This window comes from Pseudonocardia sp. ICBG1293, from assembly GCF_020131355.1.
Taxonomy (GTDB): Bacteria; Actinomycetota; Actinomycetes; order Mycobacteriales; family Pseudonocardiaceae; genus Pseudonocardia.
The window spans coordinates 191,481-205,371 of the sequence record NZ_JAHLEL010000038.1; the positions used below are offsets into that span (position 1 = coordinate 191,481).

Annotated in this window: 16 protein-coding genes; 11 read left to right on the forward strand and 5 right to left on the reverse strand. The window is 74.2% G+C overall.

Annotated elements, in window-relative coordinates; translation table 11 throughout:
* Window positions 1-157: 157 nt before the first annotated feature.
* On the forward strand, window positions 158-1,345 hold the full coding sequence (locus KPF47_RS14670; RefSeq protein ID WP_224389357.1) for a CynX/NimT family MFS transporter: 1,188 nt from the start codon (window positions 158-160) through the stop codon (window positions 1,343-1,345).
* A gap of 96 nt (window positions 1,346-1,441) precedes the next feature.
* Here the strand turns inward: KPF47_RS14670 and KPF47_RS14675 are convergent, their stop codons facing one another.
* The 3 genes from KPF47_RS14675 to KPF47_RS14685 all read right to left on the reverse strand — a co-directional run bounded on the left by KPF47_RS14675 (window position 1,442) and on the right by KPF47_RS14685 (window position 4,419).
* The gene (locus tag KPF47_RS14675; RefSeq protein ID WP_224389358.1) at window positions 1,442-2,410 is read right to left on the reverse strand and encodes a CHAD domain-containing protein; all 969 of its coding nucleotides are present in this window, start codon (window positions 2,408-2,410) and stop codon (window positions 1,442-1,444) included.
* Window positions 2,411-2,473: 63 nt separating this feature from the next.
* Window positions 2,474-3,409 (reverse strand): 2,3,4,5-tetrahydropyridine-2,6-dicarboxylate N-succinyltransferase, encoded by a 936-nt coding sequence (gene dapD, locus KPF47_RS14680; RefSeq protein ID WP_224389359.1) that lies wholly within the window; start codon window positions 3,407-3,409, stop codon window positions 2,474-2,476.
* A 155-nt stretch (window positions 3,410-3,564) separates the two neighbouring features.
* Window positions 3,565-4,419, reverse strand: a complete 855-nt coding sequence (locus KPF47_RS14685; RefSeq protein WP_224389360.1) for a hypothetical protein — start codon at window positions 4,417-4,419, stop codon at window positions 3,565-3,567.
* Between the two features lie 30 nt (window positions 4,420-4,449).
* Between KPF47_RS14685 and KPF47_RS14690 the strand changes: the two genes are divergently transcribed.
* Complete coding sequence (locus KPF47_RS14690; RefSeq protein ID WP_224389361.1) at window positions 4,450-4,719, forward strand: hypothetical protein; 270 nt, start codon at window positions 4,450-4,452, stop codon at window positions 4,717-4,719.
* 62 nt (window positions 4,720-4,781) lie between these two features.
* Here the strand turns inward: KPF47_RS14690 and KPF47_RS14695 are convergent, their stop codons facing one another.
* Window positions 4,782-5,639, reverse strand: a complete 858-nt coding sequence (locus tag KPF47_RS14695; RefSeq protein ID WP_224389362.1) for a helix-turn-helix transcriptional regulator — start codon at window positions 5,637-5,639, stop codon at window positions 4,782-4,784.
* A gap of 130 nt (window positions 5,640-5,769) precedes the next feature.
* Here KPF47_RS14695 and dapE point away from each other — a divergent pair, with 130 nt between their 5' ends.
* The 8 genes from dapE to KPF47_RS14735 all read left to right on the forward strand — a co-directional run bounded on the left by dapE (window position 5,770) and on the right by KPF47_RS14735 (window position 11,255).
* On the forward strand, window positions 5,770-6,843 hold the full coding sequence (gene dapE, locus KPF47_RS14700; protein WP_224389923.1) for a succinyl-diaminopimelate desuccinylase: 1,074 nt from the start codon (window positions 5,770-5,772) through the stop codon (window positions 6,841-6,843).
* 80 nt (window positions 6,844-6,923) lie between these two features.
* Entirely contained in the window at window positions 6,924-7,706 is a 783-nt protein-coding gene (locus KPF47_RS14705; protein ID WP_224389363.1) for a TIGR00730 family Rossman fold protein, read from the forward strand.
* The gene (locus KPF47_RS14710) at window positions 7,706-8,302 is read left to right on the forward strand and encodes a TIGR00730 family Rossman fold protein (RefSeq protein WP_224389364.1); all 597 of its coding nucleotides are present in this window, start codon (window positions 7,706-7,708) and stop codon (window positions 8,300-8,302) included. The genes KPF47_RS14705 and KPF47_RS14710 overlap by 1 nt, the downstream gene beginning before the upstream one ends.
* A 4-nt stretch (window positions 8,303-8,306) precedes the next feature.
* Window positions 8,307-9,293: a glucosyl-3-phosphoglycerate synthase gene (locus KPF47_RS14715; protein ID WP_224389365.1), complete on the forward strand. Its 987-nt coding sequence runs from the start codon at window positions 8,307-8,309 to the stop codon at window positions 9,291-9,293.
* Between the two features lie 35 nt (window positions 9,294-9,328).
* Window positions 9,329-9,691: a DivIVA domain-containing protein gene (locus KPF47_RS14720; RefSeq protein ID WP_224389366.1), complete on the forward strand. Its 363-nt coding sequence runs from the start codon at window positions 9,329-9,331 to the stop codon at window positions 9,689-9,691.
* Window positions 9,666-10,241: an SRPBCC family protein gene (locus KPF47_RS14725; protein ID WP_374108848.1), complete on the forward strand. Its 576-nt coding sequence runs from the start codon at window positions 9,666-9,668 to the stop codon at window positions 10,239-10,241. The genes KPF47_RS14720 and KPF47_RS14725 overlap by 26 nt, the downstream gene beginning before the upstream one ends.
* A gap of 33 nt (window positions 10,242-10,274) precedes the next feature.
* On the forward strand, window positions 10,275-10,916 hold the full coding sequence (locus KPF47_RS14730; RefSeq protein ID WP_224389367.1) for a DNA-3-methyladenine glycosylase I: 642 nt from the start codon (window positions 10,275-10,277) through the stop codon (window positions 10,914-10,916).
* Between the two features lie 171 nt (window positions 10,917-11,087).
* A complete protein-coding gene (locus KPF47_RS14735; RefSeq protein ID WP_010241564.1) occupies window positions 11,088-11,255 on the forward strand; it encodes a DUF3117 domain-containing protein in 168 nt (55 codons plus the stop codon).
* Window positions 11,256-11,337: 82 nt separating this feature from the next.
* Here the strand turns inward: KPF47_RS14735 and glgA are convergent, their stop codons facing one another.
* Window positions 11,338-12,501, reverse strand: a complete 1,164-nt coding sequence (gene glgA, locus KPF47_RS14740) for a glycogen synthase (RefSeq protein ID WP_224389368.1) — start codon at window positions 12,499-12,501, stop codon at window positions 11,338-11,340.
* 137 nt (window positions 12,502-12,638) lie between these two features.
* Between glgA and glgC the strand changes: the two genes are divergently transcribed.
* Window positions 12,639-13,874, forward strand: a complete 1,236-nt coding sequence (gene glgC, locus KPF47_RS14745; protein WP_224389369.1) for a glucose-1-phosphate adenylyltransferase — start codon at window positions 12,639-12,641, stop codon at window positions 13,872-13,874.
* The last annotated feature ends 17 nt before the right edge of the window (window positions 13,875-13,891 follow it).

The following is a 13,891-nucleotide window of genomic DNA, read 5'->3' on the forward strand; positions in this document are numbered from 1 at the left end:
GGTAGCGACGACATCGGCGCAGCGATCCGGTGCGCCCGGCAGGCGAAGGAGCCGTCGAATGCAGGCACCGCGTCCCGGCGGCCCGGGAGGCGCCGATCCGGCCGCGCCCTCCGGCACGGGGCCGGGGTCCGGTCGGGCGGCCGGGAGGCACCCGGCCGTGCGGCCCGCGCTGGTCCTGTTCGGGGTGCTGGCACTCGCGGTCAACCTGCGGGCCGGGCTGGCGGGCTACCCGCCGCTGTTGGAGACCGCCCGTGCCGACCTCGGGATCGGGGCGGGCGCGGCCGGTCTCGTCCAGGCCGGAGCGGTGCTGATGATGTCGGCGGGCTCGTTCGGCGCCGCCGCCGTCGCGGCCCGGGTCGGACGCGAGCGGCTGCTCGGCATCGCCGTCGCGACGATCGGGGTCGGCAGCCTGCTGCGGTCGGTGGTGGCGCTGCCCGCGCTGGTCGGCGGTTCGGTGCTGGTCGGACTCGGCATCGGGGTCTCCGGCGTGCTGCTGACCGGGGTCGTGAAGGAGCACCTGGCCGAGCGTGCGGGTGCGGTGACCGGCGCCTACGTCGTCTCGATGATGATCGGTGCGACCGTCGCGTCCGCGGTCGCGGTGCCGCTGGCCGTCGCGCTCGGCGGCTGGTCGTGGTCGCTCGCGGTCTGGGCGGTGCCCGCGGTGCTCGCCGTCGCGGTGTGGGCGCCGGTCGCGAGCCGGATCGGGCACGCCCGCCGGGAGCCGGTCGGCGCGCCGGGGGTGGCCGACGACGGTCCCTCGCTCGCCGAGGAGGTCCGGGTCCGGCACGATCCGTTCGCCCGCCGCATCGCCTGCTACCTGGCCGGCTCGTCGACCGTCTTCTACGGCTGGCTGACCTGGCTGTCGCCGTTCTACGAGTCGCAGGGCTGGTCCCCGCAGGGTGCCGGGCTGCTCCTCGCCGCGTGGAGCATCGCCCAGATCCCCGCCGCGCTGCTGTTCCCGGCCGCGGCCGAGCGCCGGCGCCGGTGGCGGTTCTGGGCGGCGCTGACCGTGCTCAGCTCGGCGGCGGGGACGCTGGGGGTGCTGCTCGCCCCGGCGCCGGGGACGCCGCTGCCGTGGCTGTGGGCGGTGCTGATCGGCATCGGGGTCGGTGCCGGCTTCCCGCTGGGGCTGACCGTGATCGCCTGGCGGACGCCGACCCCGGCCCGCAGTGCCGCGGTCAGCGGCTTCGGACTCGGGATCGGCTACCTCTCGGCCGGGCTCGGGCCGCTGGTGATGGGCGTGGTCATCGACTCCGCCGGGTTCCCGCCCGCGATCGCGTTGCTGCTGATCGGTGCGGTGCTGCAGGGCGCCGCGGTCGTCCGGATCGGGGACCGTCCGCGCTGAGCGGGCCCGGCCCGGCGGGTACCCGCAGCGGTGGCCGGCGCGCGGTACCGGGCGGTCCCGGCGCGTCCGGGAACGGCCGCGCGGGCGGGCGACCGCTCAGAGGGCCTCGGCCTGCTCGGCCAGGTGCTCCCACGCGGCCCACCACTGCTCGCGCAGCGCCTCGGCACGGGCCCGCTCACGCTCGACCAGCCGGCCGCCGACGAAGACCTCGTGGGCGTCGGGGCCCGGGCCCAGCCCGTCGAGCAGCGCGCGGATCCGGTGCTCGGCGACGCAGGCGTCCTGGTGGTCGCCCAGGACCTCCTGCAGCCCGGCGGCGGCCTTGAGCATGCGCCGGACCTGACGGGCGTCGTCGGTACGGGCTCCGCGCTCGTCGCGCATCGCCGGCTCGACCAGCTCCCCGGTGTAGCGCAGCCGCTTCGTGCGGATCCGCAGGTCGTGCAGGGTCATGTCCGGCGGGTTCGGCCCGGCCCGGCGCACCGCCTTGACGAGCTTGCGGGTCTCGGCCCGGACCAGGTCGATCAGGTCCGGGCGCGCGACCTCGGCGGGCGGCTCGGGCAGCGGAGCGGAGACCGCCTCGACCAGCGCACGGCGCAGCGCGGCGTGCCGGTCGGAGTCCAGCTCGTCGAGCATCTCCGCACGGGCGCCGACGCGTTCGGCCTCCAGCACCGCGACGAGGCGCTCACCGGCGGCCAGCTCGGCGGACGGCAGCGTGGCGACCTCGCCCCGCAGACGACCGATCATCACGTCGAGGTCGCGCACCGGGCCGAGGGCCCGTCCGAGCCGGCCGAGCTCGGCCCGCAGCCGGTCCGCCCAGGCGGGGTCGAGCAACGGCCGGGCGGCCTTGAGCGCCGCCCGCATCCGCCGCACCGAGACCCGCATCCGGTGCAGGTCCTCGATCTCGGACCCGTCGCGCACCCCGGGCTCGTGCCGCAGCATCGCGCGCAGCCGCTTGTCCAGCAGCGCGCGGACGTGCGCGACCGCCGGGTCCTGCGGTCCCGCCGTCAGCGGTGCGCCGAGGTCGGCGGCGCCGTAGAGGTTGCCCGGAGGCTGCGCAGCCCCGTCCATGCCCACCATGTCCCTGCCGTCCTGCTCCTGTGGGTGTCCTGCCGCGAACCGTTGCCGGACGGGTCAGTTGGCGTGCAGCGCGGCGTTGAGGGCGATGCCGTCCCCGGTGCGGGCCAGCGCCTCGACGGCGCCGGACACCGAGTTGCGCCGCAGCAGCAGCCCGTCCTGGCCGGACAGCTCGCGGGCCGCGGCGGTGCCGCCGCCGGGCAGCGTGACCTTGGTGCCCGCGGTGAGGTACAGACCGGCCTCGACCACGCAGTCGTCGCCGAGGGAGATCCCCAGGCCGGCGTTCGCGCCGAGCAGGCAGCGGCGGCCGATGGAGATGACCTCCTTGCCGCCACCGGACAGCGTCCCCATGATCGACGCCCCACCGCCCACGTCCGAACCGTCCCCGACGACGACACCGGCGGAGATCCGGCCCTCGACCATCGACGCGCCGAGGGTCCCGGCGTTGAAGTTGACGAAGCCCTCGTGCATGACGGTCGTGCCCTCGGCCAGGTGCGCGCCGAGCCGGACCCGGTCCGCGTCGCCGATCCGGACACCGGCGGGGATCACGTAGTCGACCATCCGCGGGAACTTGTCGACGTGGGTGACGGTCACCGGCCCACGGCCGCGCAGCCGTGCCCGGGTCAGCTCGAACCCGGGCACGGGGCACGGGCCGTGGTTGGTCCAGACGACGTTGGCGAGCAGGCCGAACTGACCCTCGAGGCTCACCTGGTGCGGCTGGACGAGGCGGTGGCTGAGCAGGTGCAGCCGCAGGTAGACGTCGGCGGCGTCGGCGGGCGCGTCGGCGAGCGAGGCGATCTCGGTGCGGACGACCTCGGTCCGGACCCCGCGCAGCTCGTCGGTCCCGGCGAGGGGCGCCAGGTCGACGGCGTCGTCGGACGCGGCTCCCGCCAGCACCGGGGCCGGGTACCAGACGTCGAGGACGGTGCCGTCGGTCGTGACCGTGGCCAGGCCGGTTCCGGAAGCGCCTTCGCGGCGGTACTCGGTGCTCACGGGCCCCGAACCTACCGTCCCGTCCTCGCCCGCGGCGCGCCGCGGTGGGTGCGTCGGGACACGTCCCCGTGACCGGTGGGCGGGACCGGGGCGGCCGGGCCGGGAGACGCCGGTGCCGTTGGTGCAGGAGAACCCCTCGCCCGGCTGAGCGGGTCTCATCCGTCGATGAGCCGAGCCACCCTCAGCGCGGGGCGGTTCCCCTCCCGGAGCGCACCGTTGCTGATGAACACGGTGTCGTCGAGGACGACCACCGCCGTCGTGTTCTGAAGGCCGTCGTCGCCGTCGAGCAGAATCCGATGCGTGCCGTCCGCCGCGATGCCCACCAGCTCGCTCGTGTCGTTGAGTGCGGCGAGGATCTCGTCGTCCCGGCCGGTGAAGTCGAAGTCGTCGATTCCCGCCAGGCCCGTGGCGTACACGGCGGCCGGTCCCGAGGCACCTGATGACTCCACGGGGACGCGCACGATCGTGCCGAGATCGTAGTTGCCGACCCACACCGCTCCTGCGTGGACCTTCAGCCCGTTCGCCCCGAAGAAGCCGGACGGAGCGAGGGTGGGGTCCGAGCTCCATACCGACGGTTCGCCACCGGCCAGCGGTGCCTCCCACACCCGCCCACCGGTCGAGTCGGTGACGAGGAAACGGCTCCTGGCCCGGTCGATGACCAGCGCGTTCGGCATGGTGTCCGCCGGCATCGGGGCGATCAGTACCGGATCGTCCGACCCGGGTGTCAACCGCCAGATGCCGGTCAGTCCACCCCGCCCTGCCGCGTAGAGGAAGAACACCGTGCCGTCGTGATCGCGCGCCACGCCCGTGACCTGCGAATGCCCGACCACCGGTGTGGTGCCGGCCCCGTCCGCGGGCACCGGCATGGTGGCCAGTACCTCGGTCGCGCCGTCCGCTCGAACCCTGACGACCTGGCGTGCGCCGATCATGCCGACGACCGCTCCACCACCCGGTTCGAGCGCGATGCTCTCGGTGTTCTGCCCGGCGGACGTGTCGAACTCCGCCAGCACCCGTACATCGGCCAACGCACTGTGTCCGGTGTGGGCCGGGGCCCCCGCCGGCGCGGCGGGCTCGCCGGAGGCGCACGCGCCCGCACCGAGTGCGGTGCCGATCGTCAGGAGGATGCCGACGACGGTCGACGACAGGCGGGTGTGTGCGCCGGGCGGCGACGATCGCATCATGATGTCCTCGGATCTAAGAGGTCATTTCAGAACGAGGTCGACGTGTCTGTTGTAGACGACAAGCGGCTATCTGACCTGCCGTTTGATCTGTCGTCGAGGGGTCAATGGAAACTCGACAAGTCGTTCTGAAACGACCTCTAAAGTGGACTGTGCTGGCGGTGTGGTGGGGCCCGCCGGTCCGCGAGGTGCGGTCAGGGCCCCGTGCCCGGCCCCGTGATGTCGAAGGACTCCCGGCCGAGCGCCGCGATCAGTTCGAGTTTCCCCACGGCGTCGCTGCCGGGAGCGGGTGAGTACACGATCAGCCGCTGCCCTTGGGTGGTCGCCAGAACGTCGAAGTCGAGTTCCACCAACCCGACCAGCGGGTGGATGATCCGCTTACGATCGCTCCGGCGGACGGCGACGTCGTGGTCGTCCCACAGCCGCGTGAACTCGGGGCTCGCGACGTGCAGAGCTCGCACGAGGTCCGTGGCGGTGCGGTCGCCGGGCCGTGCGGCGACCGTCGCACGCAGGTCCTCGACCTGAGCCCGGCCCTCGTCCTCGTGATCCTCGGCCGGCAGGCGGGCGCGGAACGCCGGGTCGGTGAACCACCGATAGGTACAGCTGCGGGCAGGGCATCGTCGTGGGGCCTGCTCTCCGAGAAGTGCGTCGGCGAGTTCGTTCCGGGCGAGCTCCACGTTGAGGTCGGTGGCGATCAGTGCGGGGAGAGTGGCCAGGTCGTCGAGCAGCCGCAGCAGAGCCCGGTTCACGTGTTCGTCGGAACCCGGCGCAGGCGGAGCGGGGTGTCCCGAGAGCCGGAACAGGTGGTCGCGCTCGTCCCGGTTCAGTCGTAGGGCACGGGCCAGGGCTGCGATGAGGGTGGCCGAGGGCGCGGCGACCCGGCCCTGTTCGATCCGGGCGAGGTAGTCCGGTGACATCCCGGTGAGCTGGGCGACCTCGAGGCGTCGCAGGCCCGGCGTCCGCCGCCGGGACCCGACGGGCATTCCGACGTCTGCAGGCTGCAGCAATGCCCGCCTGCTGCGGAGGAAGCCGCCGAGCTCGCTCTGCTCCATGCGCTCCAGCATGATCCGCCGGCAGCCGGACAGCCAGGACCTGTCAGGTCCACGGTCCGGCCCGCCGATGCCGGGTCGCGGGGGAGCGGCCGCGGGACGGATCGGTAGCGTCGGCCCGGTGACGACGACGCTGCCCGCGCTGGACCTCACCGCCGACCCGGTGACCCTGACCGCCGCGATGGTCGACATCGCCAGTGTGTCCGGGGACGAGCGACGCCTCGCCGACGCGATCGAGGCGGCGCTGCGGACGCAGGCACCGCACCTGGAGGTGCTGCGGTCGGGTGACGCGCTGCTCGCGCGCACCGACCTGGGGCGGCCGCACCGGGTGCTGCTGGCCGGGCACATCGACACCGTGCCGATCGCGGACAACGTGCCGTCGCGCCGGGCCGACGGGATCGTGCACGGCTGCGGCACCTCCGACATGAAGTCCGGTGATGCCGTCTTCGCCCACCTCGCGGCCACGCTGACCGAACCGCGGCACGACCTCACCCTGGTCCTCTACGACTGCGAGGAGGTCGAGGCGGAGCGCAACGGGCTCGGTCGGATCGAGCGCGAGCACCGCGACTGGCTCGACGCCGACCTCGCGATCCTCGGCGAGCCGACCGACGGCACGCTCGAGGCGGGCTGCCAGGGGACACTGAGGGTCGAGCTGCGGACCACGGGGCGGCGCTCGCACTCGGCACGCTCCTGGCTCGGGGACAACGCGATCCACCGGGCCGGGGAGATCCTCGCGCGGCTGGCCGCCTACCGGCCGCGGTGGGTCGACATCGACGGCTGCGAGTACCGCGAGGGACTGCAGGCCGTGCGGATCGGCGGCGGGGTCGCGGGCAACGTGGTCCCCGACGAGTGCGTCGTGACCGTCAACTTCCGGTTCGCCCCGGACCGGTCGGCCGAGCAGGCCGTCGAGCACGTCCGGGAGGTGTTCGACGGGTTCGCGCTCGTCGTCACCGACCTGTCGCCGGGGGCGCTGCCGGGGCTGTCCGCGCCGGCGGCCGCGGAGTTCGTCGCCGCGACCGGGGCCGTGCCGCGGGCCAAGTACGGGTGGACCGACGTCTCCCGCTTCGCCGCGCTGGGCATCCCGGCGGTCAACTACGGGCCCGGCGACCCGAACCTCGCCCACACCCGCGAGGAGCACGTCGCCGAGGACGCGATCACCGCCTGCACCGCGGTGCTGCGCCGCTACCTCGCGGGCCCGTCCGCCTGAACCGGGGGCCGGACGGCGGGAGTGCGCGGTGGGGACCACCGGCGGGGCCGGGTCGCCGCGGCCCGAATACCGTGATCGCCATGGCCGACGAGAACGCCGATCCCCGGACGCTGCACGAGAAGCAGCCCGAGAAGCAGCGTGGGCCGGTGGTGCTGCGCGGCGAGCGCAGCATCGAGCCGACCACCACCGACCAGCGGCTGCTGGACTCGCGGGGCCCGGCCGACTGGGTGCACACCGACCCGTGGCGGGTGCTGCGCATCCAGGCCGAGTTCGTCGAGGGCTTCGGGATGCTCGCCGAGCTCCCGCGCGCGGCGACCGTGTTCGGCTCGGCCCGCACGCCGGTCGGCTCCCCGGAGTACGAACTGGGCCGTGAGCTGGGCGCCCGGCTCGCCGGTGCCGGGTTCGCCGTGATCACCGGGGGCGGCCCGGGCGCGATGGAGGCCGCGAACCGTGGCGCCTCCGAGGCGGGCGGTCTCTCGGTCGGGCTCGGCATCGAGCTGCCGTTCGAGCAGGGCCTGAACCCGTGGGTCGACCTGGGTATCAACTTCCGCTACTTCTTCGCCCGCAAGACGATGTTCGTGAAGTACTCGCAGGCCTTCGTCTGCCTGCCCGGCGGGTTCGGCACGCTCGACGAGCTGTTCGAGGCACTCGTCCTCGTCCAGACCAAGAAGGTCACCAAGTTCCCGGTCGTGCTGCTCGGCAGCGACTACTGGGGCGGGCTCTACGACTGGATCGCCAAGACCGTCCTGCGGGACGGCAAGATCGGGGAGAAGGACCTGGACCTGCTGCACGTCACCGACGACATCGACGACGCCGTCGACGTGGTCAACGAGGCCTACCACGCCTGGGAGGAGACGCACTGATGTCCGGTCCGGAACCCGGCTTCGCCGTCTGCGTCTACTGCGCCAGCTCCGACGGCGTCGCCCCGCACTACCTCGAGCTCGCCCGCGAGGTCGGCCGTGCCGTCGCGGCCCGCGGCTGGACGCTCGTCTCCGGCGGCGGGCGCAAGTCGATGATGGGCGCGGTGGCGGCCGGTGCCCGGGAGGCCGGCGGCCGCACGGTCGGGGTCATCCCGCGGTCCATGGTCGAACGCGAGTGGGCCGACCACGACAGCGACGAGCTGCGCGTCGTGGAGAGCATGCGTGAGCGCAAGCAGGAGATGGAGGACCGCGCCGACGCGTTCCTCGCCCTGCCCGGCGGCATCGGGACCTGCGAGGAGCTGTTCGAGGTCTGGACGGCGGGGTCCCTCGGGCTGCACGGCAAGCCGGTGGTGCTGCTCGACCCCGACGGCCACTGGGACGGCCTCGTCGACTGGGTCGCGGGCCTCGCCGACCGCGGGTTCGCCTCGCGGGCCCCGATCGAGCGGCTGCGCCGGGTCCGGGGCGACGACGGCGCCCCGGCCGACCCCGCCGGGCTGGCCGGTGCGGCGCTCGACGAGTGCGCCCGTCCGCTCGCCTGAGCCGGTGACCCTCTCCGCCCGGCTCGCCGCCCGCAAGGACGGCCGGCGCGTCGCCGTCGTCCTGCCCGCCCTGGACGAGGAGGCGACGGTCGGTCCGCTCGTCGCCGGGCTGACCCGGCTGTGCGACGGGAGCCGCCCGCTGGTCGACGACCTCGTCGTCCTCGACTCCGGCAGCACCGACCGCACCGCGGAGCGTGCCGCCGCGGCCGGTGCCCGGGTGCTCGGCCGGGAAGGGGCGGTACCCGGCGTCCCGGTGCTGCCGGGCAAGGGCGAGGCCATGTGGCGCGCCGTCGTCGCGCTGGGTGCCGGACCACGCCCGGCCGACCTGGTCTGCTTCGTCGACGCCGACCTCGTCGACCCGCACCCCGAGCTCGTCGAACGGCTCCTCGCCCCGCTGCTCGTGCGGCCCGGGACAGCCCTGGTCAAGGGCTACCACCGACGCCCGCTCACCGGCTCCGGCGGTTCCGGGGACGCCGACGACACGGGCGGGCACGAGGGCGGACGGGTCACCGAACTGCTCGCCCGACCGCTGCTCGCCGCCCTCCGGCCCGGTCTGCGGCACGTCCGCCAGCCCATCGGCGGTGAGTACGCCGGGACCCGCGAGCTGTTCGACCGGCTGCCGTTCGCGACCGGCTACGGCGTCGACATCGGTCTGCTGCTCGACACCGACGCCGACACCACCGTCGGTGGGACGGCGGCGATCGCGCAGGCCGACCTGGGGGTGCGGCGGCACCGCAACCGCCCGCTGCACGAGCTCGGCCGCACCTCCCGCGAGGTGCTCGCCACGGCCCTGGCCCGCTGCGGGATCGAGGACTCCGGAGCGGGGCTCACCGCGTTCCTCCCCGCCGACGTCCGCTCCGGCCACGGCGCGGAGACGGGATGGCGTACCGAGACCCGTCCGCTGAGCCAGGTGGACCGGCCCCCACCGGGCCGGGTGCGCGACGGAGGGTCCGCCGAGCCGGTGGTCGCACCGTCCGCCCGCGTGGGGTGAACCCGGTCGTCGGACCGGCGTGATGAGATGGCGGCATGGGGACCGCACTCGCGTACGTGCTCGTCCTCGCCGGCGTCGCCGCGCTGGTGTTCGTGTTGGCGGCCGCGGTCTTCGGCCGCGGGGAGGAGCTCGCCCCGCTCGCCCCGGACGCGACACCCACCCGGCTGCCCGCCCGCGAGGTGGCCGGCACCGATGTCCGTGACCTGCGTTTCCAGCAGGTACTGCGCGGATACCGGATGGCTGAGGTGGACTGGGCGCTCGACCGGCTCGCCGGCGAGCTGGACCGGGTCCGGACCGACCGGCACGAGCTGGCCGACCGGGTGGCCCGGTTGGAGGCGACGATCGCGCGGATGCGCGCCGAGGAGGACCCGGTTGACGAGCAACGACGGCAGCGGTGACGGCGGGAGCGCGGACGGGAGCGACGGGGGAGTGGGCGACCGCACCCCCGGCGTACGGCCGGCCGGCGGTGACCGGGTGGAGCTGACCGTCCCAGTCGACGTGAACGTGCCCGCCGACGTCCTGTGGGAGGTCGTGTCCGATCTGGAGGGCCAGTCGGACTGGATGCTCGGCACGACCGTCGCGATCACCGCGGGCGACGGCCGCTCGGTCGGCACCGAGCTGCGCGCGGTCACCGGGGTCGGGCCGCTCGGCGTCGCCGACACCATGCGGGTCACCGAGTGGACCGAGCCGCCCGCCGGAACGGCGGGGGAGCGCCGGATCGTCGTGACCCACACCGGCACCGTGATCCGCGGCGACGGTGTGTTCGCCGTGCTGGAGCTGGGTCCGGCGCGGTCTCGGTTCGTCTGGACCGAGCTGCTCGACCTGCCCCTCGGGGCGCTGGGCCGGCTCGGCTGGCCGCTGGTGCGCCCCGCGTTCCGGGCCGGGGTGGCGCACTCGCTGCGCGGCATGGCCGAGCGCACCGAGGACCGTCACCGGGCCGGCCGGTGACCCGGCGCGGGTCCCGTACCTGCGGTGCTGCGCATGGGTGAGCAGAGCAGTGGACGGGCCGAGCCCACCCCGCCCGACGACCGCCCCCGCTGCGACTGGGCGCTGTCGGCTCCGGACTACGTCGCCTACCACGACGACGAGTGGGGTCACCCCGTCCACGGCACCGCCGCCTGGTTCGAACGGATGAGCCTGGAGGCCTTCCAGTCCGGGCTGTCCTGGATCGTCGTGCTGCGCAAGCGCCCGGCGTTCCGCGAGGTCTTCGCCGGCTTCGACCCGGAGACGGTGGCCCGTTTCGGCGACGACGACGTGACCCGCCTGCTCGGCGACGCCCGGATCGTGCGCAACCGGCAGAAGATCGAGGCGACGATCTCCAACGCCCGCGCCGTGCTCGACATGACCGACGCCGGTGACGACCTCGGTGCCTTCCTCGCCTCCTACGCGCCCGCCCCGGCCGACCATCCGCGCCCGGCCCGGCTCTCCGACGTCCCCGGCTCCACACCCGCGTCGACGGCACTGTCCAAGGCACTCAAGAAGCGCGGTTTCCGGTTCGTCGGCCCCACCACCTGCTACGCGCTCATGCAGGCGACCGGACTGGTCGACGACCACGTCGCGTACTGCTGGCGCGCCGCGGCCGGCCCCCGGGACACACGGAGGACCGGACGGGGACCGTCGTAGGGTCACCCGGCCGTTGCGCTGCGTGAACGCCGTGGGTATCGCCGCCGAGCCGTGATCGCCTCGGTTGCACCTCGACGCCGGTGATGGGGGACAATGTGGTCCCACGGTCGGCGCGTGCCCCGAGCGCGCACCGGGGAACGACAGTTGTGGATGTTGACGGAGGACGGACGAATGGCCGCGATGAAGCCCCGCACCGGCGACGGGCCCATGGAAGTCACCAAGGAGGGCCGGGGCATCGTGATGCGCGTCCCGCTCGAGGGCGGCGGGCGTCTCGTCGTCGAGATGACCCCGGACGAGGCCACCGACCTCAGTGAGGCGCTGAAGTCCACCGTCGGCTGACGGGCGGACGGACGGACACGACACGGCGGGACCGGGGAACCGGTCCCGCCGTCGTCGTACCCGGCGCCCGCCGGCGCGGGTCTCAGGCGACCGACTCGTAGACCTCCAGCGTCCGGCGGGCCATCTCCGCCCAGGCGAACTCGGCGACCGCACGCTCCCGGCCCCGCTCGCCCATCGTCGCGGCCCGCCCCGGGTCCGCGACGAGCGCGTTCACCTGCTCGGCCAGCGCGGCCTCGAACGCCGCGGTGTCGGCGGGGTCGTAGTGCGCGAGCAGCCCGGTCACCCCGTCGTCGACGACCTCCGGGATCCCGCCGACGTCGGAGGCGACCACCGCGGTGCCACAGGCCATCGCCTCCAGGTTCACGATGCCCAGCGGCTCGTACACCGAGGGGCACACGAACACCGTGGCCGCGGACAGCAGCTGGCGGACCTCCGCGGTCGCGAGCATCCGCTGGATCCACACGACGCCGTCGCGCGTGGCCGACAGCTCCGCCACCGCCCGCTCGGTCTCGGCCGCGATCTCCCGGGTGTCCGGGGCGCCGGCGCAGAGCACGACCTGCGCCGCCGGGTCGAACCGGTGCGCCGCCGCGACCAGGTGCCCGAGGCCCTTCTGCCGGGTGATCCGGCCGACGAACACGACGAGCGGACGGTCCGGGTCGATGCCGTGGGCGAGGAGCGCGTCGCGGGCCGGGTCGGGCGCGTAGAACTGTGTGTCGATGCCGTTGTGCACCACGTGCACCAGGTCCGGGTCGATCGCGGGGTAGGCGGCCAGCACGTCGCGGCGCATGCCGTGCGAGACGGCGATGACGGCGTCCGCCGCCTCGTAAGCGGTCCGCTCCACCCACGACGACAGCCGGTACCCGCCGCCGAGCTGCTCGGCCTTCCACGGGCGCAGCGGCTCCAGCGAGTGCGCGGTGACCACGTGCGGCCGCCCGTGCAGCAGCCCGCCGACGTGACCGGCCATGTTGGCGTACCAGGTGTGGGAGTGCAGCACGTCGCAGCGCTCCAGCTCGGCGGCCATCGACAGGTCCACCCCGAGCGTGGTCAGCGCCGCGTTCGCCCCGTCCGGCAGCGGCGGCGCGGAGTGCGCGCGGGCGTCGGCCGGGGCGTCGCTGCCCGGTTCGGCGAAGCAGTGCACGTCGACGTCGACGAGCTCCCGCAGGGCGGGGACGAGATGTCCCACGTGGACTCCGGCGCCGCCGTAGACGGCGGGCGGGTATTCACGGGTGAGGAGGCCGACGCGCACGGCCCGGGACGCTACCGGGGCGGGCGGACGCCGCGCGAGGAGTCCGCCGGAGCGGCCTGCGTCCGATCCGGTCCGACCCCCGTCCGGCGCGGACGGACGTATGGCCCCGCCACCATGCGCCCACTAGTGTTCACCCCATGCGACCGACCGCGTCCGGACGTCTTCCCGGAAGGGTTCTCGGCATCGTGCTGGCCGGTGGCGAGGGGAAGCGGCTCTGGCCGCTCACCGCGGACCGCGCCAAGCCCGCCGTCCCGTTCGGTGGCAACTACCGGCTCATCGACTTCGTGCTGTCCAACCTCGTGAACTGCGGGATGGACCGGCTCTGCGTGCTGACCCAGTACAAGTCGCACTCGCTGGACCGGCACATCTCCACGACGTGGCGGCTGTCGTCGGTGCTCGACCAGTACATCACCACGGTCCCGGCCCAGCAGCGGCTCGGGCGGCGCTGGTACACCGGCTCGGCGGACGCGATCTTCCAGAGCCTCAACCTGGTCTACGACGACCAGCCCGAGTACATCGCGGTGTTCGGCGCCGACCACGTGTACCGGATGGACCCGGCGCAGATGATCGCCCAGCACGCCGAGTCCGGGGCGGGCGTCACCGTCGCGGGGATCCGGGTGCCGCGGGCCGAGGCGAAGGCGTTCGGCTGCATCGCCTCGGACGAGTCCGGCCGCATCACCGAGTTCCTGGAGAAGCCGTCCGACCCGCCGCACGTGCCGGACGACCCCGAGGTGACCTTCGCCTCGATGGGCAACTACGTGTTCACCACCGAGGCGCTGCTCGACGCGCTGAAGTCCGACGCGGCGAACGCCGACTCCGACCACGACATGGGCGGGGACATCATCCCGGCGCTGGTGGCCAGGGGGGAGGCGCACGTCTACGACTTCGCCGACAACGTCGTGCCCGGCGCCACCGAGCGCGACGCCGGCTACTGGCGCGACGTCGGGACCATCGACGCCTACTACGACGCGCACACCGACCTCGTCTCGGTGCACCCGATCTTCAACCTCTACAACCAGCGCTGGCCGATCCGCACCGCGGTGCCCGCGCTCCCGCCGGCGAAGTTCGTCGAGGGCGGCATCGCGCAGGACTCGATCGTCGGCGCGGGCACGATCATCTCCGGGGCGATCGTGCGCCGGTCGGTGATCAGCCCGAACGTGTCGGTCTCGGGCGGCGCGGAGGTGTCGGACTCGGTGGTCCTGCCGGGCGCCCGGATCGGCCGGGGCGCCGTGGTGCGCCGGGCGATCCTCGACAAGAACGTCGTCGTCCCCGACGGCGCGCTGATCGGCGTCGACCTCAACCTGGACCGCAGCCGCTACACGGTGTCCAACGGCGGCGTCGTCGTCCTGGGCAAGGGCGTGACGGCGCAGTAGCGGTTCCGCGTCCGCTC